Source organism: Caldisphaera sp. (assembly GCF_046536515.1).
In the GTDB taxonomy this organism is placed as follows: domain Archaea; phylum Thermoproteota; class Thermoprotei_A; order Sulfolobales; family Acidilobaceae; genus Caldisphaera.
Genome location: NZ_JAWDMQ010000026.1, coordinates 1 through 20238 on the forward strand (window position 1 = coordinate 1; position 20238 = coordinate 20238).

Consider the following 20238-nt stretch of genomic DNA (forward strand, 5'->3'; position numbering starts at 1 on the left):
CGTTGGGGTCGAAGGAGTCCCATGACCCACCTACCACAAGTGGGTGGTTGAGGGCTAAGTCCCTACACTTGATCATGATTGAAGATAAAATGATTGAAATGAAAGTGTAGGAACAAACGGTTAGAGGCATACTTCATATTTATTTTCAGTTATACGTACCTCATCAATAACTATCATTTATTTTTAATAAATTTTTAAATTTAAAAATTTACTTATTCCTAAAAGAGGTGATGCCTGTCATACTTTTGTCATAGATTTGTATTCTTTTTCAAATTCTTTCTTTTCCCATGGAAAAACTACCCATTTATCTACTTCTTCAGCATAAAAATCTGGCACAAGTCTAGTCCAGGGCTTCATATATAACGTTGCAGTCTTTATTTCCATAGGCATGTAGAGCGAAATAGCTTGTATCGCAAACTCTAACGTTAAGCCCGAATCGCTTACATCGTCTACCAACAAGACTTTTTTATCTTTTATAGGCAATGTAACAGGTTGTCTCATATATGGTCTTTCTCCTTTTTGGCCGGCCGCTATGTATAGCTTTATTTCCATAGAACCAATGTCATCAATACCTAATCTATCTGCTAGCAACCTTCCTGGAATTACTCCGCCCCTTAGAACAGATATTATTACATCAGGTCTATATCCCGATTTTAGTATTTTTTCTCCTATTATATCAATACCTTTTTCTATATCTTCCCATGATAATAGTAGGACTTCTATTCCTCCATGGTTAACTGGCAAAATATAAATTTCATTAGCCTCTTCTTCATCTTCCTTTATCCTATAATCAACCCCGTCTACAAATACAACAAAGCCTGGTTTAGGATTCCCGTCATGATCGATAGCTATTGATAAGTCTGGGTACTCGTTTACTAATTTTTTTAAGGCATCTTTCCAAGAATTCGCATTTATCTCAATAGCTTCACTACCATTGGCCCTATATTTTAAAGCGGCTAGAAGTTTAATTTTTATGTTCAAAGTATTTCTCCCAGCTCATTGTTGTTGAGCGGTACTTGTGTTTTCTTCCATAATCTTTTGTTTCTTCTTACTTAGCTTTACTAAACTTGTTATATAACCTGCTACCTGGTTCCTTAACCTTTTCGATTTATAAGAAGTAATCTTTCCTACAACTTGTTTATTCATATTAAAGTCTTCTGTAAACAGATCCGGATGATCTCTTAACAGTTCTCTTGCAAGACGTTTTATCATTAGAGTTCTTACCTTGCCCAAGCATTTCACCTAATTTATTCGTTAGTTCTGGAGAATTTAAAGCTGATTTTGAGAACAACAAACCTCGCCCCTTCTAGGGCGGGGAGGAGGTCAGTTTAAAATTTATTGAGTTTGTTAGATTTGAAATATTAGGTATGTTATATACCTAATAGCTTTGCTATGTCATAAATTACTGTAGGTTTCCAATAAACCTTTTGCAAAGATTTTAATATTCCGAGAATCCATACAATTAATAATCCAAGATCAATGAGAATTGATATAATTGTTCCTAGGATGGGTATAAAATGTAATCCAAAAGAGATAACGTCAGCCACAATAATTATTACAAAAAACGAGATAGATAAATAAGACCAATATTTAGCAAATTTGTAATTGGGTTTAAGAATTAGTGCAAGAATTCCGCCTATTAAGGGAATAAGCCAAGCTATGAAAGCCCACAATTTTTCATCATCACTAATAACATAACTTTCTGTAGATGAACTCATTTTTTCACCAATTATTAATTATATAAGCGGGTATATAAATACACTAGAAAACACATAAAATAAAATTTTTATAATATTATATTATAATTAAATTTTATAAATTAATAATTTTCCAAGTTATACTTTAAAAAACTAGCTTTTATATAGGGAAGGCTAATATTAAGTATTTAATATTTTAAAATAATTGAGCAAAATCATTGTTAACCGGGGGGTTAACAATTAATATTAGTAAAACTTTTTACAACTATTTTTCAATATATTAAATGCCCAGTGAAGAATGGTATTACCACTGATATTGATGATAAGGCTGAACTGAGGGTAAAACTTAAAGAGTATTAATAAATTTAAATATGTAATTTTAAATATTTTTATAATTTAGTATAAATACTTAGATTTTTCTTTTTAAACTTTACACAATAAATTAAAGTCGGGGAATTAGTTTGACAAAGAGCTATAAGTTCGATGTAGTGATAGTAGGCTTAGGTCCAGCAGGGTCTACATTAGCTTATTTTTTAAGAAAAAGTGGCTTGAATATTGCAGGAATTGATATGGTTGATGAAGATGGCCTTTGGGGAAAACCATGCGGAGATGCTATAGGAAAACATCATTTTGATGAAACAGGGCTTCCTTATCCTGAGGGGAAGGAGTTAAGTCAAAAGGTTGATGGTATAGATGTAATAAGCCCTAAAAAAGATATTGTTCTAAGAGTTAATGGAGAAGGTTTTGTAATAAATAGAAACCAGTATGGGAGAAAACTTGTAAAAGAAGCAGAAAAATCTGGTATTTCGATATTTTTGAAGACAAGAGTTACCAACCCAAAAATACAAGAAAACAAGTTAGTTGGAGTCAATGCAATAATGCCTAATGGGGAAAGCGCAGTTTTTGAGGGAAATATAATTGTGGATGCGACAGGTAATGGAGGGCTTTTAAGAAGGCTTCTACCAAAAGAATGGCCTCCAAACGAGCCATTAAACCCATTAGACACAAACATAGCATATAGAGAAATAAGGATACTAAATTATGAGATAGAAGAGCCCAGCTATTTGAAAATTTATTTGGACCAGGAGATTTCTCCAGGGGGTTATTGGTGGTACTTCCCTGAAGGCAAGGATAAAGCAAATATTGGTCTAGGAGTTCAAGGAGGTATGAATTATCCTGCTCCTAATACTATATTTAAAAACAGGCTTGAACAAATTGATTTGGTTAAAAACTATACAGACATTATTAATGCTTCTGGATCAAAAGTTCCTACAAGAAGGCCTGCAAACACCTTGGTATGGAACAATTTTATTGGAATAGGGGATAACGGCTATACTGTAAATCCAGTTCATGGAGGAGGTATGGGATACGCCTTCGTTTCTTCATATTACACTTCTCAAACTATTATTGAAGCATTTCAAAACAAAGACTTTTCAGCTAAAAGCCTCTGGGGAGCAAACCTCAAATATATGAAATCTATAGGAAAAAGGCAGGCAGCACTTGATATATTTAGAATATTTTTACAGAGGTTATCAAATGATGATATAGAGTATGGATTAAAACATGGAATAATGAAGGCCGAAGATGCTTATGAAACGAGTGTAACTGGTGAATTGAGTGCTAATATGGGGGTTTTAGAAAAGGCTACGTTAGCATTAAAAATGCTCGGTAGACCATCACTTTTATCAAAGCTTGTTGTGGTGGCAGATTACATGAAAAAAGCTCAAAAAGCTTACGATATTTATCCGCAAAGTCCTCTAGAATTAAACGATTGGATATTATACGTAACGTCTTTATATAAAGATTATAAAACAAAAATAGGGATTTAAATTTTTATTATATATGAAATTATTAATGAAATTATTAGTAAAATTCCGAAGTTCAGCACCAGTTTGGCGCTCATTACATCAAGAAAATCAAACTTATCTTTAAGCGCTGTTAAAATTATTTTAATTGACTGAGGTAAAGTTAACAATTCTAAAACAGAATAAATAGGTAATATTTTGAATATGAGCAGAAACCCTAAAACAACGTAAGCGAAAATTATTAAATATATGTAAAGATATTTTGATTTTTCATATTTTAATAATATGGGCAGTGTCTTTATTTTAGATAGGCTATCCCTTTTTATATCCCTTATATTATTTGCCATTAGTACATCATCTATTAGAATTGATATAGGGAGGCCTATTAAGATCCCAATAATAGAGATTTTACCTGTACATAAATAAAACCCTGCTAAACACAAGATCAACATGGATATTATAACTGAAAAATCTCCTAACGCTTTATATTTTAAATATAATGGAGGAGCGCTGTACTCTATGCCTATTAAAAATCCTATAAAACCTAAGAGAAAGGCTAAAGGTCTTCCAAGAATTGCTATAATTACTCCTATAAAAATTGCTATTCCACCAAGAATTAATGCTATATTCTTTACTTCTTCCGGTTTTAATTTAGTGTGTAAGACTAGATGAAACCTCTTTTCTTGCATATTATTTAACATGTCAATCTTTTTTATGTAATCATAATAATCATTTATAATGTTTGTCATCATATGAAGGAATAGTTCTCCTATAGCACCTAATACTATAAGAAAGATAATGTTAATATTAAGACTTTTAAAATAAATCATTCCAAAAAAGATACCTATTAAATATGTAGCAATAAACATTGGGAGGGACCAAGGCCTGGAACCTGCAAATATATCCTTAATTCTCACCATTTTAACCACTTACCAGTGATCAATTCTTTTATTGTATGAAATCCTTATAAATTTAATTTTGCAAACCTTTATTTTCTTCAAAAATATAAAGAAATTGGTGGTAACCAATTGTGTTGCGTTTACAGAACACATATGGGAAAAGAATTGAGATATTCAATCCATGGAATGAGTTCTTAGTAAATATGTACGTATGCGGCCCAACAGTTTATGATTATACTCATATAGGCCATGCAAGAACCTTTGTAGTTTTTGATGCAATAAGAAGATACTTATCGTTAAAGGGATATAATGTAACTTACGTGCAAAACATTACAGATATAGATGATAAGATAATTAATAGAGCTAAGGAGACAAACTCTGACTGGAAAGATATTGCAAATATTTATTCAAAAGATTATTTAGATAACCTAAATAGACTTAATATAAAAATAGATTTGCATCCCAGGGTTACTCATCATATATCTGAAATAATAGATTTTATACAAGGATTAATAGATAAAGGGTATGCATATGTAGCTCAAAGTGGTAGTGTTTACTTCAGCGTAGATAAATATCCAAACTATGGAAGGCTGAGCAATAATTTTAATAAAGCTTATTGGAATCAAGGTGAAGGAATAGTTTCTGAAAAGAAAAATCCTTATGACTTTGCTTTATGGAAATCATATAAAGAAGGGGAACCTTATTGGGATAGCCCTTGGGGTAAAGGAAGGCCAGGATGGCATATAGAATGCAGTGTTATGAGTTCTAGGTATTTAGGGAATAAAATAGATATACACGGAGGCGGGTCTGATTTAATTTTCCCTCATCATGAAAATGAAATAGCGCAAAGCGAATCTTATTTTGGCACGTCTCCATGGGTCAAATATTGGCTTCACACAAGTATGTTAACAATAAAGGGAGAAAAGATGAGCAAAAGCATTGGTAACATAATATCGCTCAACGATGCTATATCAACATGGGGAAACAATATATTAAGACTTTGGCTTTTGAGCTCCCATTATAGGGCAATAATAGAATATTCTGAGCAAAGCCTAAATCAAGCAAAGAGGCTTTTTGAGAGATTAAATACGATTTCGCAAGATGTTGTAAAGAGGCTGAAAAAAGAAGACTATACAATCTATATGAGAAATGAAGATATTGAAAGCTTTAGTAATTTAAGGGAATTGCTTTTAAAATGGTATGAATCAATGGATAACGATTTTAACATGAGCGAAGCAATTAGATATGTTTGGGATTTAACAGACATTTATTATAAAAAAATTCAAAATTCAGAGTCTTATGCATTGATATCCTTTACTTATAAGGTCTTGCAAGAAATGAACAAAGTTTATGGAGTTTTAGATGATGTATTATCAAAGGAGTTTTATGTTGAAAAAAACTTGACTCCAGAACTCATAGACCTTATATTAGAGGTAAGGAAGCAGCTTAGAGAAAATAAAATGTATGATTTAGCGGATCAAATAAGACTTAAGCTTTCATCGATGGGAATAAAAGTTATTGATAAAGGAAACAAATCGGATTACTTACTTTAGTTATGAAAGCCTTCTCTTTAGGATAGAGCTTGATTAATAAATTTATTAAATTTCTAAATTTTTTGCAGTTTCTCTTAAATTTTTTGCAGTTTCTTCTTTAATTACTTTTATATTATTATACAGACATTCTTTAATGCATTTCTTTTTTTCAGTCACATCTTGAATAGTTGAACATCCATCATAAAGGCATTTGTTTTCTATTGAAGATTCGTCAATAAAAAGGGTTATTATATTGTCAATTTCAACCCTTTTTATGATCTTTTCCAATCCTGACATATTTAACAGTTTATTTAAATCAGTTACGTTTATGAGCCTTTTATCTATAACGAATCCATTAAGTTCAGAATTTAAAGAATTTATTATGTTTTCTGCTATTTCTTTATACAAAAGTTTTTCCCCATTTATTCAATTTTTATTTCTTTTCCTTTAGGTTCTTCTTTCTTCTTTTTTACTTTTATTTCCAGTACACCATTTTTATATGTTGCTTTTACACTATCAGGATCAATTTTGGAAGGCATTTCTACTTCTTTAGAGTACTTTCTCATATCTCCGGTAGCTTTTATATATATTTTGTCTTCAGTTGCATTTACTTTTATGTTTTCTTTTGCAACACCAGGCAGATCTGCAACAATCCATATCTCATCATTATGGTCTATTATATCAACCATTGGTTCTATTTCATCGCTAACAATAGGTTTACCAAACTTACCTTTCTTTATATTACCAAATTCTTCAACTTTAGGTATGCCATCCGGCCCGACAAAAATTCTTACCCCATAATAATATGGGTTTTCTCCTTTAGCACCTTGCTTTGCTAGATTATCAAAACTTTCTTCAAATTCTCTCATTTCTTCCTCCATTTCTCTCATTATATCATCAAAAACATCAAATATAGATTTCTTTTTCTTTGGGTTATTACTCATTTTCTCACCTATATAATTAAGAGTAACAAAAGCTTTTAAATTAATTTTTTAAGATTTAAAAATTTTAGATTTAATATTTATAAAATTATTGATGAGTTTAAATACATTCATTTATAATCCTGGCTAAATAAGTTATTCATGGGAGAAAAAATGAGCAAACAAGAAAATTCACTAAATGTGATAGAAATAGAAGGGCTTGCAATGGACGGTCTTATAAAGAGCTTTACAATAATTCAATGCGATAAACCAAAGGAGTATAAAAAGATTCGTGCGGTAACATTTGATGGTAGGGAAATAGAGACTGCATGTATTGAGCCAGACGCTGCTAACAGATTAGCAATGGTAATGAATTTATATTTAAGGAATTGGTCAAAATATATAAACTGGGGAGATGAAGAGAAAAAAGCTTAATATTAAAAACTAATTACTTTTTAAAGTTAATATTATTAAGCGGCCCCGCTGTCTCACGTTGCCAGAGACTCCATGTTGGAGGATGAAGATGATGGGCAAACGGTAATGCGGGGTACATTATATTATTTTAAAAATTGCAAATCAGAACTCTTTTGGATCACCACCCATAGTTGGGAAATCTCGTTCTTAAGGTCAGGGAGTGTTTACCCGTGGCGTAACTTTCCCTTACTTTTAATTCCGCCACGGGCACCCCTCTTAAGGTATCATACACAGTCACCCTTAACTCATTAGGGCTAGTCGAGGGAAACACCACTACCCTCCCATCTACCTTTTTTGCCAAGTTAAGAGGAGCAATGGAATCCCTTTCCAACATCGCTTTACCACTCTCCAAATACCTAGCATTTACCTTGAATATTTTAATACCCCCACCCTCGTGAGCAGTGCCCGTCATCAGGTAGGGGTTAAAAACCTTGACAATTCTCTCAAATAATAAGATTAACTCTTTTCTTTACATTTTTCAAATATTTTTTCAGACTCCAATTTATATTGATCAATTATTTTTTTCCATTCCCCATCTATTTCTTGGTTTTCTACAAACATTTTATAAAGAGTGTATTGTATAGAAAATCTAATAAAAGAGCTTCTTGATATACCGCATTTTTCTGTTAATTTGTTTATTAGGTTTAGTTCATAAGATGATATTTTGGAACTTATTGTTATATCATTAATAGGTTTAACATCAATTATTATGACGTTTTCTTCATATGTCAAATCAAACACCTATTAATTATATTTTGCCGTATTATATATAATTTAACCAGATTATTAAATATGTTTAGCTCGGAGTAAATAATAAAAGGTTTAAATTTTCTAATGATTGTATACACTATTTAAGTTTTTATTAAAATAGGGTATACATATTATGTAATGTATTCATTACTTTTAATAAATTATTTTCATTTAATATATTTAATAAGAGTTACGCCGCGGGTATACACTAAATGGATAATAACATATTCAAAGCGTTTTCTATCTCTATTTTATCAATCTTATTTATTATAATGCTCTTTCCTGAACAAAGAATTATTTCATTATTATCTATTAATCTAAATTTTCCTTGAAATACTTTAAGACCTTCCTTTTTTTCTATCCTACCATCTTCAAATCTTGTACAATAGAAATCGTTTGTATCTTCTGCTTTTTTTATATAATTTTCTATTATATTTAAATAAACTCTATTGTAATCTAAAGAGGCACAAATTCTTAAATTATTGTTTCCACAAATTAAAACATTTTTCTTTTTATTGTAAAAAATTTCTCCTTTGCAAGATTTTCTAATTATATTAAATTTTTTCTTAAAACTGATGTAGTCATAATATAAAATAGAAATTAAAAAAATTGATGATGAAATTAATATTATATATAAAATTGTTTTTATTAAATTCGATGAAACTAAAGATATTGAAAGAAAGTATAAGCTAAAATCTAAAATTAAGTCAAATATTATAAAGTTTAAGGAATTTTTAAAATATTTTTTTATTATATCGGCATTTTGATTTTCCATAAACTTCATCTATTTAAGTATTCTTTTTCATACTTTTCTATTAATTCCTTATGTTTTCCTTCTTCAATTTCTTTAATCATATCTTTAGGATTCTTTCCATCAACAGTTAAACCTATACTTTTAGCAGAACCTAAAATTGACTTAACAGCAGCTTCTAAGTTCTTAGATAGTAGCTTTGGTCTTGATCTAACTGCTATCTCAACTACTTTTTCCAGTTTTAAATCTCCCACTTTTTTATGCTCTGGATCTCCACTGGGTTCAGAAGCGCCGGCTTCCTTTAATAGAATTGTTGTAATAGTAGGTATACCAACTTCTATTTTATATTCTTTTGTGGAAGTGTTTACTGTTATCTTAACAGGTATAGTCATGCCGCTAAAGTCTTTTGTTTTTTCATTTATTTCGTTGATTACTTCTTTAACATTTAAGCCTAATGAAGATAAAGTAGGTCCTAGAGGTGGACCTGGCTTAGCAGCCCCACCCTCTATTTGTATTGTTATGACTTTTTCTTGAGGCATTTTAATCAACCTTCTAGCTCCTTCTCTATAGCTGTAGTGTCGGCTTTTAAGGATTAAATTAAAAAAACTGTTTTATCTAAGGCCACGCGCCTGATGCCAAAACTAGGCTAAGCACATCTTTTATATTGGCTACCCCTAATATATTTCCTTGATCATTAATTATAGGTATGTGCCTTATATTGCTTTCAACCATCTTATAAGCAACTGCTACTATAGGTTCATCAACCTTTGCTGTTATTAATTTGGTGCTCATGTAATTGCTTATAGGAGTGTTTAACGACGCATTGTCTACAATAGCTCTTACAAGGTCTTTTTCTGTAAATATGCCTACTATTTTGTTATCCTTTACAACTAAAACACTATCCACACCTTTTTCTTCCATAATTTTTGCAGCATCGCTTAATGAAGTATTATAACTTACTGTAATAGCTTTTTCTTTAGATATTATATCCTTCAAGGATACCAACCTCCACTCCCCATATTTCACCTATTTAATATAGCATTTATATATTTAACTCTGGTTTTTTGCTTAGTTATTGATATAAAAATAGCGAAGTGACGGAAATGAAATTCAGATCGCTGTACATAGATGTGTCCAAAGGATCTTATAATTATAATGAGGAAGATGACCAGAATATTTTAGGAATAATTGATTATGGACTGAAGATTCATATGGGATCCAAAAGCTATCTATTAGATCCCTTGGATCCAAATAATCCTATAGTATTTGGCATAGGTCCGTTTGCAGGCGGTATAGTTATTGGTAGCCATAGAATTGTTTTTATCTTTAAGAGCCCCGTATCTACAGGAATTCATGTAAGTGAACTAGGAGGAGCAGGTTTTGCTTTCTTTAGGACTGGATTAGATGGGGTTGTCATTAATGGAAAATCTAGTGAACCAAGTATTATAACGATTTATTCTAGTGATAAAGGTCTTGATGTGAAAATAGATCATATAAGGGAAGATGAGCTATGGAACGTATATAATGGTTACGAAGGGTATAAAGGTACAAGAGGGCTTACACAATATATAATATCAAAAAACAAGGATAATATAATAAAAAACAAATCAAGAGTTATAGTAGTTGGACCAGCCGCCTTTAAAACAAAATTTGCCGGCATTTTCAGCTATGTATTAGATGAACATACTGCAGTTATCACACCAGTTTCAGATTCAGCCTCAAGAGGGGGAGGAGGAACTGTACTAGCTAAAGCCCATAATGTTGTTGGAATAGTTGTAGGAGGAACATTGAAGAGGGATAATCCTAATTTGGGAAATATAAAGTTAATGAATCAGATATCTCAAAATATTTATAAAAAACAATACATGCCGACTTTGCTTGAAAAAACAGTGAAATATCGTTTTGATCCACAAACGAAAACTGGCGGTACATTCGGTGTTAACTATATACATTATAAGGAACTAGTTCCATGCTTAGGTTATAATAATGTTTATTATAGCAGAGGCGTTAGGCTAATTTTACATGAAAAAGTTATAGAAAATTATTGGAAGCCTTTTGAAGATAACGTATTTGATGGGGGAAAGCTTACTGATGCATCAAAAAACTGCGGAGAACCATGCTCGGTATCTTGTAAAAAGATATATAAAGGAACTAAGATTGATTACGAACCAGCTCATGGTGTAGGTCCCATAAGTGGTATAATAACCATGGATGAATCGGCTAATTTAGTAAATTTATTAGATGATTTAGGATTGGATGCCATAGAGGCTGGCCACTTAATATCATGGATATTCGATTTAATAGATAAAGGTTTATTAAATCCAGAAGATGTAGGATTAAACGATTATCCTGTTTTTGACCCTGAGAGAATAGATAAGGAGGCAAGCATTAAGAACTCTATTCTAGCAAAGAAACTTATAGAGTTGATAGGATTTGATGAAAATAACAAAGTATTAAAAACTATTTCTGAAAGAGGATTAAGATCTGCTGCTAAGGAACTCGATAATATTTATCATGATAGGATTAGTAAAATTGGTCTAAAATATGAGGATTTATTGGTGTATGCAGCCTTTGGTAAGGAAGGATACATGACTCCTAATTACTATTGGAGTCCGGGTGTTTTAGCCCCATTGTATGTTTTGGGGAAGTATTGGACAGACTATTCCCCCTCTTTTAAAGAACCGGAAGATTATGAAACGATAAGCTTGAAGAGAGCTGTACTTGAATATATAGTTGCTAATGCTGGATTTTGTAGATTCCATAGAGGTTGGGCTGAAGAAATGATGGCAGAAATGTATAAACAGTTAATAGGTTTAAATGTTGATCTTTATTCCCATGGATTAAAGATGTATAAAACAATAGCTGATTATCAATTAAAATCTGGAGCAGAACCAGAGTTTTGGGAATCCAAGAAGGTAATGGATATAGTAGCATCTATGGCCGCTGAGACTGGAGCAACAGGTTGGGAAGATTCTATGTATCATAAAGAAAAACTTAAAAATTGGTGGGAAAGATTCTATAATAAGTTAAATCAAGATTTAAGCAAGGTTAGCTTATAATATTTCTTTTACTATGTTTAGTAGATCTTCGCTTTTTACGCTTTTATTGATTACTAAACTTGCATAAGACCCTTTGCCTCCTCCAGACCCACTTAATTTATTTGAAATTTTCTTAGATATTTCTCCAAGATCAATTCTTACCTTTCCACCTGCCGCCATTTCTACAAATGTTTTATCGTTATTTTTAATTAACAAGCCTAGTAAAAGATCTTCATTTTTATATGTAATCTTCTTTAAAAACTCCCTTGCATAACTGATATCATTTTCAGGGAACTCTATGAAAGCTACTCTGATATTATTTATAATAGGTGCAGAGTTTATTGTATATCCAATTTGCTCTTCCCAAAGCTTCCTATAAGCCTTTATTCTGTTGTTTAACTCATTGTTTTCATCCTTTAATGCCTTAGCTCTTATGACTTCTTCGCCTTGTTTTGATTCTAAAACTTTTTCAATTTCTTCAATTCTATTCTCCTGTTTTTCCATTTCTTCAGCAACTCTGGTTCCAGCTACATATTCAAATCGAACTATACCATCTTGAATTTTCTCTACCTTCGTTATTTTTAATCCGCCTATTTCTCCTGTATTATTTAAATGTGTTCCAAAGCAGGCTTGTGTATCCCAGTTTTCAATATCTATTATTCTTATTGTAGGAGTCATAGGTACTCCACCTTGATATAGCCTAAATCCATATTTGTTTTCGGCCTCCGTCCTATTCATATATAAATAATTTATAGGTCTTCTTTCATCTATTACTTTATTAGCCAATCTCTCTATTTCTCTTAATTCTTCCTTACTGGGCAATTTATAATGTGTTATGTCTAGCCTTCCCTTTTCAGGCGTTTTCTCCGCTCCAGCTTGCCAAACATGATCTCCTAGAACTCTTCTCAAAGCTCCCATGAGTAAATGGGTTCCCGTATGGTGTCTCATAAGTCTATACCTTCTAATCCAATCTATCTCTTCATATACATCTTCGCATTGCTCCTCTATTTCTCTGTCTGCAACATGAACAACTACATCATCAACTTTTTCTACATCGACTATTCTATATTCTTTACCGCATATATCAACTTTCCCTAGGTCATTAATTTGTCCACCGCCTGTTGGGTAAAATAATGTCGAATCTAATATAAAGTACTTACCTTTCTTTCCTAACAGTTTTGCGGTAAGGCTTTTTGCGTATGGATTTTGATGGAATAAAAGGTTCGTTGATTTAAATCCCTTTGCCCAAGAAATTATGTCTTCTGGAAGCTTACTTTTTTCTTCTATCTTCCTAACGGATGTAGGTGCTTTATGTCTAGATGCAATAATTGAGTAGAAATTAATTGGTATCTCAATATTCACCCCCTTCTTTTTCGCTTCATCTGCAATTATTTCTGGTGGAATTCCATAACTGTCATAAAACTTTACGAGATCTTCCAGGTTAATATTTCCAGATTTAAGTGTCTTTAATGTCAATTTTATTCCTCTATTTAATGTCTCCTTAAACTTTTTTTCTTCATCTATTATGACATCTATTATATAATTTTGATTATCTATTAATTGGTTAAAATCTTTTCCCCATAATTTAATTTGGATTTCTACTAAATCTGAAAGGCTTACATCATCTCTTATGAACCTAAGTTGTTTTAACGCCCTTCTTATCACAAGCCTAGCTAAATAACCTTCTCCAGTATTGCTAGGTACAATACCATCTCCAAGCATAAGAGAAATAGTTCTTGAGTGATCTAATAGACTATATAAACGGGCATCTAATTCCATATATGATTTAATTTCATCATAATTATATCCAGTATTTCTCGATATTCTTTCATAGAATTCTTTAACACTCTTAGGATCTTCTGGCTCAAGCCTCCCAGCAGCTTTAAAAGCTTCCCATAATATCTTTTCAGGGGGCTCTTTTACACCCAAGATTTTTCTATATTTATCTAGAGCATCTCCAAATATGGCTTTAAAAGCTGTTGGCGTTTTTTGAGTAAACCATGCCATCCTTTCGACTCCATATCCGGTATCTACAATTTTTAATGGTAATTCAGTGTATTTTCCATTCTCTACTTTATACATCATAAATACTAGGGTTGCTAATTCTAGTCCTCCTACTGTTACCTCAAAGCAGGGACCTGCATTACCCCCTCCTTCCCACCAAGATTCTTTAAATACTAATAAATCCCCTGGAATTTTCAATTCTTTTGTAAAGAACTCGTATGCATATCTTACCGTCTCTTCTTTCCAATAGATTTTTTTATCCGGATAATTAAATGCATGATGAGCTGCCATTTCAAAAGTAGTTAAGTGCCTTCCAATAGTTAACCCTACATTATCTATATCTTCAAGCCTAATGCTAGGTTGGCTGATAACTAATGGATTAGCTGGAGGAGGAACCAATCCGCTTGTTACGTGAGGTTGAAAATCAACAATACTAGCTATAGTCAAATATAGATCTTCTCTCCATCTAGCAACAACAGGCCTAGGTTTTATTGGTGTATGTCCATTTTTCTCAAAAAAATTTATAAATTTTTCTCTTGCTTCTCTAACGCTTAAACCATTAATAGAACTTATTTTATTAAACCAATACTCAGTATCGGGCGCATCTTGACATGTATCGAATTCTTGGTTTAATGTCCAAAAATCTTCTTTTCCTATTTTGCATTTTTTTCTTAGGAATCCGTTCTCCTTAAAGAATTCAAGCTTGTAATCTTCTGGGTTCAGCCTTGCCACTTATTAACACCATTAAATGAAAATTGTTTGAGAAATAATAAAGCTTTTTTAAAATTATATTGTTTACATTCCGAATAATCCGCTTAGGCCTTCGCTTACGTCTACTTCTTTGTTTTCTTCTTCTTTCTTTTCTTCCTTCTTCTCAGCGGCCTCTGCTGGTGCTGCTGAAACAGGTGCTGAAACAGGTGCTGAAACAGGTGCTGAAACAGCAACTGCAGCGTTCTTTAAGACCTCATCTAATTTTAGTTCAGAAATGCTTGCTACTAACATTTTGACCTTTGCATCGTCTGCTTGAAGGCCTAAAGATTCAACTACCTTTTTAAGATTATCCTCACTTAGTTTGGCACCTGCATAATACAAAGCAAGTGCTGCATGCACATATGCTTTTCCTTCTTGGGGCATTTTTATCAACCTCTAGCTTGCAGTTTTAAGTGTGTAAGCGCAGACTATAAAAGCGTTGCTTAGTGGAGGAAAATTAAATTTAAAAGGAATAGCTTGTTAAAAAGACCTGTTATCTTTTAGAAAAATTAAATTAACTAATTTAAAAAAGTTTACTTTTTAAATACAAAGGAAATATTTATTTGTATAACCCACTAGAAACCCATTTATATTTCTGCAGAAACAACATAAAGAGGCGTAAAAGATGTCTGCAGTTTTGGGTTTGAGGGTATCTGATGTAATGAAAAAGCCTGTTACCGTATCTCCAAACATAACAATAATTGAAGTTGCAAAAATTATGTACAACAATAAAATAGGTAGTGTTGTTGTTGTATCGCCTGATGATAAGGTTATAGGGATTTTTACCGAAAGAGATTTGACAAGAGTAGTTGCTGAAAATTGTGTACTGAACAAAAATATTGGAGATGTAATGACAAGGAATCCTGTTTTAATAAAATACACAGAAGGATTAAGCAAGGCAATTTCTTTAATGTATGAAAAAAATATTAGGCATTTACCTGTTGTCGATGAAGAAGGAAGAATTAAAGGAATAATTTCTACAAGAGATTTAACTGGTATATTAAATAAGTTAACATCTTTAGAATAAACTAATTCATTTTGATCTTAATTAAATTTTAAAAATAAGATTAATATTTATTTAATATTTAATGAGAAATAATTAGATCTTATATAAGTTGTTTTAAGTGTGGCGGACCCGGGGGGATTTGAACCCCCGACATTCGGCTTAGAGGGCCGACGCTCTATCCTGGCTGAGCCACGGGTCCTCATGGCCCGCCTATTTCTAGGCTCAAGGCGTTTTGGACCCTTCGCCTCTCTTTTTAAAACTAGAATAAATTTGGTTATATGCTTTTCTTTTCTCAGTTTTAGTTTTTCTCTTAATAATCTTTTTTAATATTAATTGGGTTTAAGAAATCGAACCCCATTATGTATATTGATAGCTTATACAAGATTTTTATCTGACCTCCTCCCCGCCCTGAAGGGCGAGGTTTGTTGTTTCTTTATCATAAGGCAATGTATTCCATTGCAATAGCAACTAGTTTGCAATTGAACGAAAGGGCTTAAAAATGCAGAAATATGTTAGAGATGTAGGAACGAGAAGAAAATAACAGGGTGCATGGAATTGCCTTTAGATAATGAGATAATAAAAGGTGCAGTTGATAAGGCTAAAACGCTTGGGAAGCAGAGAAAGTTCAAACAAAGTATCGAGCTTATAATAGCATTGAAAGACATAAATATGAAAAGCAACGAAGGTAAATTTAGGGAAGTTGTTTATTTACCATATTCTCCAACAAAAGAGCCCAATATATGTGTTGTTGCTTCAGGAGATCTATTGCTTGAGGCAAAGAAATTAGGTCTAAGAACCATTTCTAGAGAAGAATTAAATGCTATGAAAGGTAATAAAAAATCAACAAGAGCTGTAGGTAGTAGCTGTGATTGGATTTTAGTTTCATCAGATTTAATGGGTTTAGTTGGCAGTATTTTAGGTCCTGCACTCGGTCCGAGGGGTAAAGTTCCTATAGCCATTTCTCCGAAAGCAAATATAACTGATATAGTTAACAACTACAAAAGGGCTGTATGGGCAAGGATAAGAAACGAACCACAAGTTCAATGTAGAGTTGGAACTGAAGATATGAAAAATGAAGAATTAATTGAAAATATTAATGCTGTATTTAACACAGTTGAATCGAAGATAGGAGCAGCTAAAATTGCGAAAGTCTATGTAAAGAAAACTATGGGAATCCCTGTTGAAATAGCGTTAAGGTGATATCAATGTCTATGTTAGTTCAGAAAAAAGGAAGAAAAGAACCACCTGAAAGCAAGAAAAGAGAGTTGGAAGAGCTTGTTAATTTAATTAAAAGCAAAAAGTATGTAATATTTGCAGATCTAGAATCTATGCCTACAAAACAATTACAATTAATTAAAAAAGAACTGAGAAGCGAGTCTATATTTAAGGTTTCAAAGAAAAGATTAATACTGATGGCTTTAGAAAAAGTAGGATTAGAAAAAGAGAAGGTTGAACCGTATCTAAAAAATGGCGTTCTAATAATTTTGACTGACACAAATCCGTTTAAAATATCTATAAAAATAGATAAGTTGAGAATACCAGCTCCAGCTAAAGCAGGTCAACCATCACCAAAGGAAATAGTGGTGCCAGAGGGAGATACAGGTATTAGGCCTGGTCCTATGGTAAGTGTTTTTGGAAAACTTAAGATACCTTATGAAGTTAGAAAAGGAACTATCTATATAAAGAGCGATACTGTTGTTGCCAAAAAAGGTGATATAATATCACAAGAATTAGCAAGCCTTTTACAGCAACTCGGAATACAACCATTTGAAATAGTGCTTAATTTAATATTAGCATGGGACGGAAAGACTATAATACCAAAAGATGTGTTGCATGTAGATTTAGAATCGCTTAAGTCAGATCTAATTACTGCCGAAAAAGAAGCTATAGGGTTAGCAACAGAAGCCGCATATCTAGACGTACCTGAAGCCTTGAATTCAATATTAATTACTGCCGAAAAAGAAGCTATAGGGTTAATCCAGGAATCAGGACTTACATTGGACAAAGAGACAGCGGAGCTTACATTACAAAAGGCATATGCAGAAGAAGAGGCAGTATCATCTTCATTAGGGGATAAAGCTAAAGAATTAGGAATAGAAGTTACAAGACCTACAGTTCAGCAGAAAACTCAAGAAGTAAAAGAAGAAAAGAAGAAAGAAGAAAAGAAAGAGGAAGAAAACAAAGAAGTAGACGTTGGAGAAGGCCTAAGCGGATTATTTGGAATGTAAACATGAGTATTAAAGAACAATATTACAATTTTATATGGGATTGCGTGAGAAATGGATTAAATAATGACGGAATAATTTCTTTGAAAAGATATGATCAAATATTAAATAATTTTTTAAAAACATATAGAAGTTTTTTAGATATGCCTATATATATTAGATTTTATTTAATAGTTCAGTCTTTCGTTTTTACAACAATGGATCAAATAATTGATATTTTAATAAATGAAAATAATATTAAGGACATGGAAGGCTATTTTCAGGAATTATTAGGTTTGTTCAATGATTTGAGAAGAGATGTTGTCCAAGAGGGTAGAGAATATAATGTTTATGATTATAATTATAAAAAGACATTAATTTTAATAGATATTATAAAAAGCGTTGTTGAAAGATTGATTAAAAATGTCTAAAAAATAATATTTTATATATTTAATATACTAAAAGAGAATAAATATAAGTTTTAATCTGTATACAAAATAGGGGAAGCAAAGATGTCAGAAATAGATTCAGATAAGCAATCTAAATATTCTGATATAGTATATGAACTATTAAAAAAGGATATTTTGAATAGAAGGTTTGAACCTAAGGATAAGCTAAGCGAAACAGCCTTAGCAAAACTCTATAATGTTAGCAGGACTCCTATAAGAGAAGCCTTACATAAACTCGAAAAAGAAGGTTTGGTAGTTAAATTATCAGATGGTTATCATGTAAACTTTTTAACCAAAGAACAGATATTGAAGCTCTTTGAGGTTAGATCTATATTGGAAGGATTAGCCGCCGAAAAAGCGGCATTAAATAGAGATCCAAAACTTTTAAAGAAGCTAAGAGATGCAGCCGAAGAATTTAGGAAAATAAGTAAAAACGATCCATTAGCGGCGGCAATTGCAAACAGTGCCTTTCACGATATAGTTGCCGATCTTAGTGGTAATGAATATCTTAGAGATATATTAAAAGACATAAGAAATAAGCTAGCAATAGTTAGGGTGGACTTATTTGCATCAGCAAACAGGGTTGATCAAGAAATAGAAGAGCACTGGAAAATATATCAAGCAATAGAGAAAGGAGATCCTCAAGAAGCTAAAAAAGCCGCACTAGAGCATCAAAACAATTTAATAGAATTTATTAAATCAAAGAAAATGGTGGGTGGCTTATTAATATAAATTTTTAATACTATAGCTTAAAAGCACTTAACTAATATTATATTTTGGTGAAGATATTATGTCATTAAGACTTGGAACTAAGATACCAAGACCCCCAAAAGGAGAGCATTACGATACATTAATAGTAGGAGGAGGACCAGCTGGCTTTTCAGCAGCGATTTATGCTTCTAGGTTTTTGTTAAAGTCAGTAGTAGTGTCTGAAGATATTGGAGGACAATTAAATTTAACAGATGTTGTAGATGATTATCCAGGAACCTTGTCAATTAAAGCATCAGAACTTGTATCGAGATTTAGAGATCATGCAGAGAAACTGTTTAAGGTGCCAGTATACGAATTTATTTCAGTAAAGAAATTTGATAAAATTGAAGACGAATTTCATGTAGTAGGAAGCAATGGTTTAGACGTTTATGCTAAAACAATAATATTGGCAGTTGGGTCAAAGAGAAGAAAACTAAACATACCAGGTGAAGATACTTTTACTGGCAAAGGTGTAAGCTACTGTAGTATATGCGATGCTCCATTATACAAAGGGAAAGATAGTGTTATAGTGGTAGGAGGAGGAGATGCAGCTTTAGAGGGGGCACTTCTATTGAGCGGTTATGTTAAAAAAGTCTACTTAGTTCACAGAAGAGATCAATTTAGAGCTAAGCCTTTTTATGTGAACCAAGTATTGAATAGGAAAAACATAGAGATACTGTATAATAGCTTTGTAACTCAAATAAAAGGAGATAATTTTGTTAAAAGTGCTGTAGTATTAAATAAAGACGGAAAAGAAAAGGAAATTGATATAGATGGTATTTTTATTGAGATTGGGTTTGAACCTCCTAAAGATTGGTATCAATCTTTAGGGCTTGAAACAGATGAAGCGGGTTATATAAAAGTAGATGATTGGATGAGAACTAATATACAAGGGGTTTTTGCTGCGGGAGATGCAACAAGTAAATGGAAGGGGTTTAGACAAATAGTAACAGCAGCAGCATCTGGATCTATAGCCGCCTACAGCGCTTATACTTACTTGACTGAAAAATCTTCAAGGTAGCTGAGCCCCCTACCTAAAGGTTGGAAGTTCTAGCCTCACTAGATGTCTTTCACCAATCAAGCACCGTTTGTCCCTACACTTTCATTTCAATCATTTTATCTTCAATCATGATCAAGTGTAGGGACTTAGCCCTCAACCACCCACTTGTGGTAGGTGGGTCATGGGACTCCTTCGACCCCAACGGCACG

22 protein-coding genes and 1 tRNA gene are annotated in these 20238 nt (G+C 32.3%); 10 read left to right on the plus strand and 13 right to left on the minus strand.

Annotation, left to right across the window (positions count from 1 at the left end):
- Window positions 1-237 precede the first annotated feature (237 nt).
- The 3 genes from RXO53_RS04985 to RXO53_RS04995 all read right to left on the minus strand — a co-directional run bounded on the left by RXO53_RS04985 (window position 238) and on the right by RXO53_RS04995 (window position 1718).
- Entirely contained in the window at window positions 238-981 is a 744-nt protein-coding gene (locus tag RXO53_RS04985) for a phosphoribosyltransferase family protein (RefSeq protein ID WP_410713155.1), read from the minus strand.
- 15 nt (window positions 982-996) lie between these two features.
- Window positions 997-1233: a 30S ribosomal protein S17e gene (locus RXO53_RS04990; RefSeq protein ID WP_410713156.1), complete on the minus strand. Its 237-nt coding sequence runs from the start codon at window positions 1231-1233 to the stop codon at window positions 997-999.
- Window positions 1234-1370: 137 nt separating this feature from the next.
- Window positions 1371-1718, minus strand: coding sequence for a DUF4870 domain-containing protein (locus RXO53_RS04995; RefSeq protein ID WP_410713157.1), 348 nt, complete (start codon window positions 1716-1718; stop codon window positions 1371-1373).
- 440 nt (window positions 1719-2158) lie between these two features.
- Between RXO53_RS04995 and RXO53_RS05000 the strand changes: the two genes are divergently transcribed.
- Window positions 2159-3526, plus strand: a complete 1368-nt coding sequence (locus tag RXO53_RS05000) for a digeranylgeranylglycerophospholipid reductase (RefSeq protein ID WP_410713158.1) — start codon at window positions 2159-2161, stop codon at window positions 3524-3526.
- On the opposite strand, the gene RXO53_RS05005 is transcribed toward RXO53_RS05000, so the two are convergent.
- Window positions 3523-4422 carry a prenyltransferase gene (locus RXO53_RS05005; RefSeq protein ID WP_410713159.1) on the minus strand — a complete coding sequence of 300 codons (900 nt, stop codon included), beginning with the start codon at window positions 4420-4422 and terminating at the stop codon, window positions 3523-3525. The two genes, RXO53_RS05000 and RXO53_RS05005, sit on opposite strands and share 4 nt — an antisense overlap.
- A gap of 110 nt (window positions 4423-4532) precedes the next feature.
- Here RXO53_RS05005 and cysS point away from each other — a divergent pair, with 110 nt between their 5' ends.
- A complete protein-coding gene (gene cysS / locus RXO53_RS05010) occupies window positions 4533-5954 on the plus strand; it encodes a cysteine--tRNA ligase (RefSeq protein ID WP_410713160.1) in 1422 nt (473 codons plus the stop codon).
- A 45-nt stretch (window positions 5955-5999) separates the two neighbouring features.
- On the opposite strand, the gene RXO53_RS05015 is transcribed toward cysS, so the two are convergent.
- Window positions 6000-6341 (minus strand): hypothetical protein, encoded by a 342-nt coding sequence (locus tag RXO53_RS05015; protein WP_410713161.1) that lies wholly within the window; start codon window positions 6339-6341, stop codon window positions 6000-6002.
- Window positions 6342-6355: 14 nt separating this feature from the next.
- The gene (gene hsp20, locus RXO53_RS05020) at window positions 6356-6877 is read right to left on the minus strand and encodes an archaeal heat shock protein Hsp20 (protein ID WP_410713162.1); all 522 of its coding nucleotides are present in this window, start codon (window positions 6875-6877) and stop codon (window positions 6356-6358) included.
- Window positions 6878-7027: 150 nt separating this feature from the next.
- Here hsp20 and RXO53_RS05025 point away from each other — a divergent pair, with 150 nt between their 5' ends.
- Complete coding sequence (locus RXO53_RS05025) at window positions 7028-7288, plus strand: hypothetical protein (RefSeq protein ID WP_410713163.1); 261 nt, start codon at window positions 7028-7030, stop codon at window positions 7286-7288.
- A 495-nt stretch (window positions 7289-7783) separates the two neighbouring features.
- Here RXO53_RS05025 and RXO53_RS05030 read toward each other — a convergent pair whose 3' ends face one another.
- The 4 genes from RXO53_RS05030 to RXO53_RS05045 form a co-directional block, all read right to left on the minus strand.
- Complete coding sequence (locus RXO53_RS05030; RefSeq protein WP_410713164.1) at window positions 7784-8059, minus strand: hypothetical protein; 276 nt, start codon at window positions 8057-8059, stop codon at window positions 7784-7786.
- A gap of 226 nt (window positions 8060-8285) precedes the next feature.
- Window positions 8286-8852: a hypothetical protein gene (locus RXO53_RS05035; RefSeq protein WP_410713165.1), complete on the minus strand. Its 567-nt coding sequence runs from the start codon at window positions 8850-8852 to the stop codon at window positions 8286-8288.
- 5 nt (window positions 8853-8857) lie between these two features.
- The gene (locus RXO53_RS05040) at window positions 8858-9367 is read right to left on the minus strand and encodes a 50S ribosomal protein L11 (protein ID WP_410713166.1); all 510 of its coding nucleotides are present in this window, start codon (window positions 9365-9367) and stop codon (window positions 8858-8860) included.
- Window positions 9368-9443: 76 nt separating this feature from the next.
- Complete coding sequence (locus tag RXO53_RS05045) at window positions 9444-9833, minus strand: CBS domain-containing protein (RefSeq protein ID WP_410713167.1); 390 nt, start codon at window positions 9831-9833, stop codon at window positions 9444-9446.
- 98 nt (window positions 9834-9931) lie between these two features.
- Between RXO53_RS05045 and RXO53_RS05050 the strand changes: the two genes are divergently transcribed.
- Complete coding sequence (locus RXO53_RS05050; protein WP_410713168.1) at window positions 9932-11887, plus strand: aldehyde ferredoxin oxidoreductase N-terminal domain-containing protein; 1956 nt, start codon at window positions 9932-9934, stop codon at window positions 11885-11887.
- Here RXO53_RS05050 and alaS read toward each other — a convergent pair.
- Both alaS and RXO53_RS05060 read right to left on the minus strand, forming a co-directional pair.
- Window positions 11882-14602, minus strand: a complete 2721-nt coding sequence (gene alaS, locus RXO53_RS05055) for an alanine--tRNA ligase (protein ID WP_410713169.1) — start codon at window positions 14600-14602, stop codon at window positions 11882-11884. The two genes, RXO53_RS05050 and alaS, sit on opposite strands and share 6 nt — an antisense overlap.
- A gap of 63 nt (window positions 14603-14665) precedes the next feature.
- Entirely contained in the window at window positions 14666-15004 is a 339-nt protein-coding gene (locus RXO53_RS05060) for a 50S ribosomal protein L12 (protein ID WP_410713170.1), read from the minus strand.
- A 241-nt stretch (window positions 15005-15245) separates the two neighbouring features.
- On the opposite strand from RXO53_RS05060, the gene RXO53_RS05065 reads away from it, so the two are divergent.
- Entirely contained in the window at window positions 15246-15647 is a 402-nt protein-coding gene (locus RXO53_RS05065) for a CBS domain-containing protein (protein ID WP_410713171.1), read from the plus strand.
- A gap of 100 nt (window positions 15648-15747) precedes the next feature.
- Here RXO53_RS05065 and RXO53_RS05070 read toward each other — a convergent pair.
- A tRNA-Arg gene (locus tag RXO53_RS05070) sits at window positions 15748-15825 on the minus strand.
- Between the two features lie 350 nt (window positions 15826-16175).
- On the opposite strand from RXO53_RS05070, the gene RXO53_RS05075 reads away from it, so the two are divergent.
- From RXO53_RS05075 to trxB, 5 genes are all read left to right on the plus strand, one after another.
- Window positions 16176-16826: a 50S ribosomal protein L1 gene (locus RXO53_RS05075; RefSeq protein WP_410713172.1), complete on the plus strand. Its 651-nt coding sequence runs from the start codon at window positions 16176-16178 to the stop codon at window positions 16824-16826.
- A 5-nt stretch (window positions 16827-16831) separates the two neighbouring features.
- Window positions 16832-17854 carry a 50S ribosomal protein L10 gene (locus tag RXO53_RS05080; protein ID WP_410713173.1) on the plus strand — a complete coding sequence of 341 codons (1023 nt, stop codon included), beginning with the start codon at window positions 16832-16834 and terminating at the stop codon, window positions 17852-17854.
- A 2-nt stretch (window positions 17855-17856) separates the two neighbouring features.
- On the plus strand, window positions 17857-18261 hold the full coding sequence (locus tag RXO53_RS05085) for a hypothetical protein (protein ID WP_410713174.1): 405 nt from the start codon (window positions 17857-17859) through the stop codon (window positions 18259-18261).
- A gap of 81 nt (window positions 18262-18342) precedes the next feature.
- Entirely contained in the window at window positions 18343-19011 is a 669-nt protein-coding gene (locus RXO53_RS05090; protein WP_410713175.1) for a GntR family transcriptional regulator, read from the plus strand.
- A gap of 58 nt (window positions 19012-19069) precedes the next feature.
- Window positions 19070-20050, plus strand: coding sequence for a thioredoxin-disulfide reductase (trxB, locus tag RXO53_RS05095; protein WP_410713176.1), 981 nt, complete (start codon window positions 19070-19072; stop codon window positions 20048-20050).
- Window positions 20051-20238 lie beyond the last annotated feature (188 nt).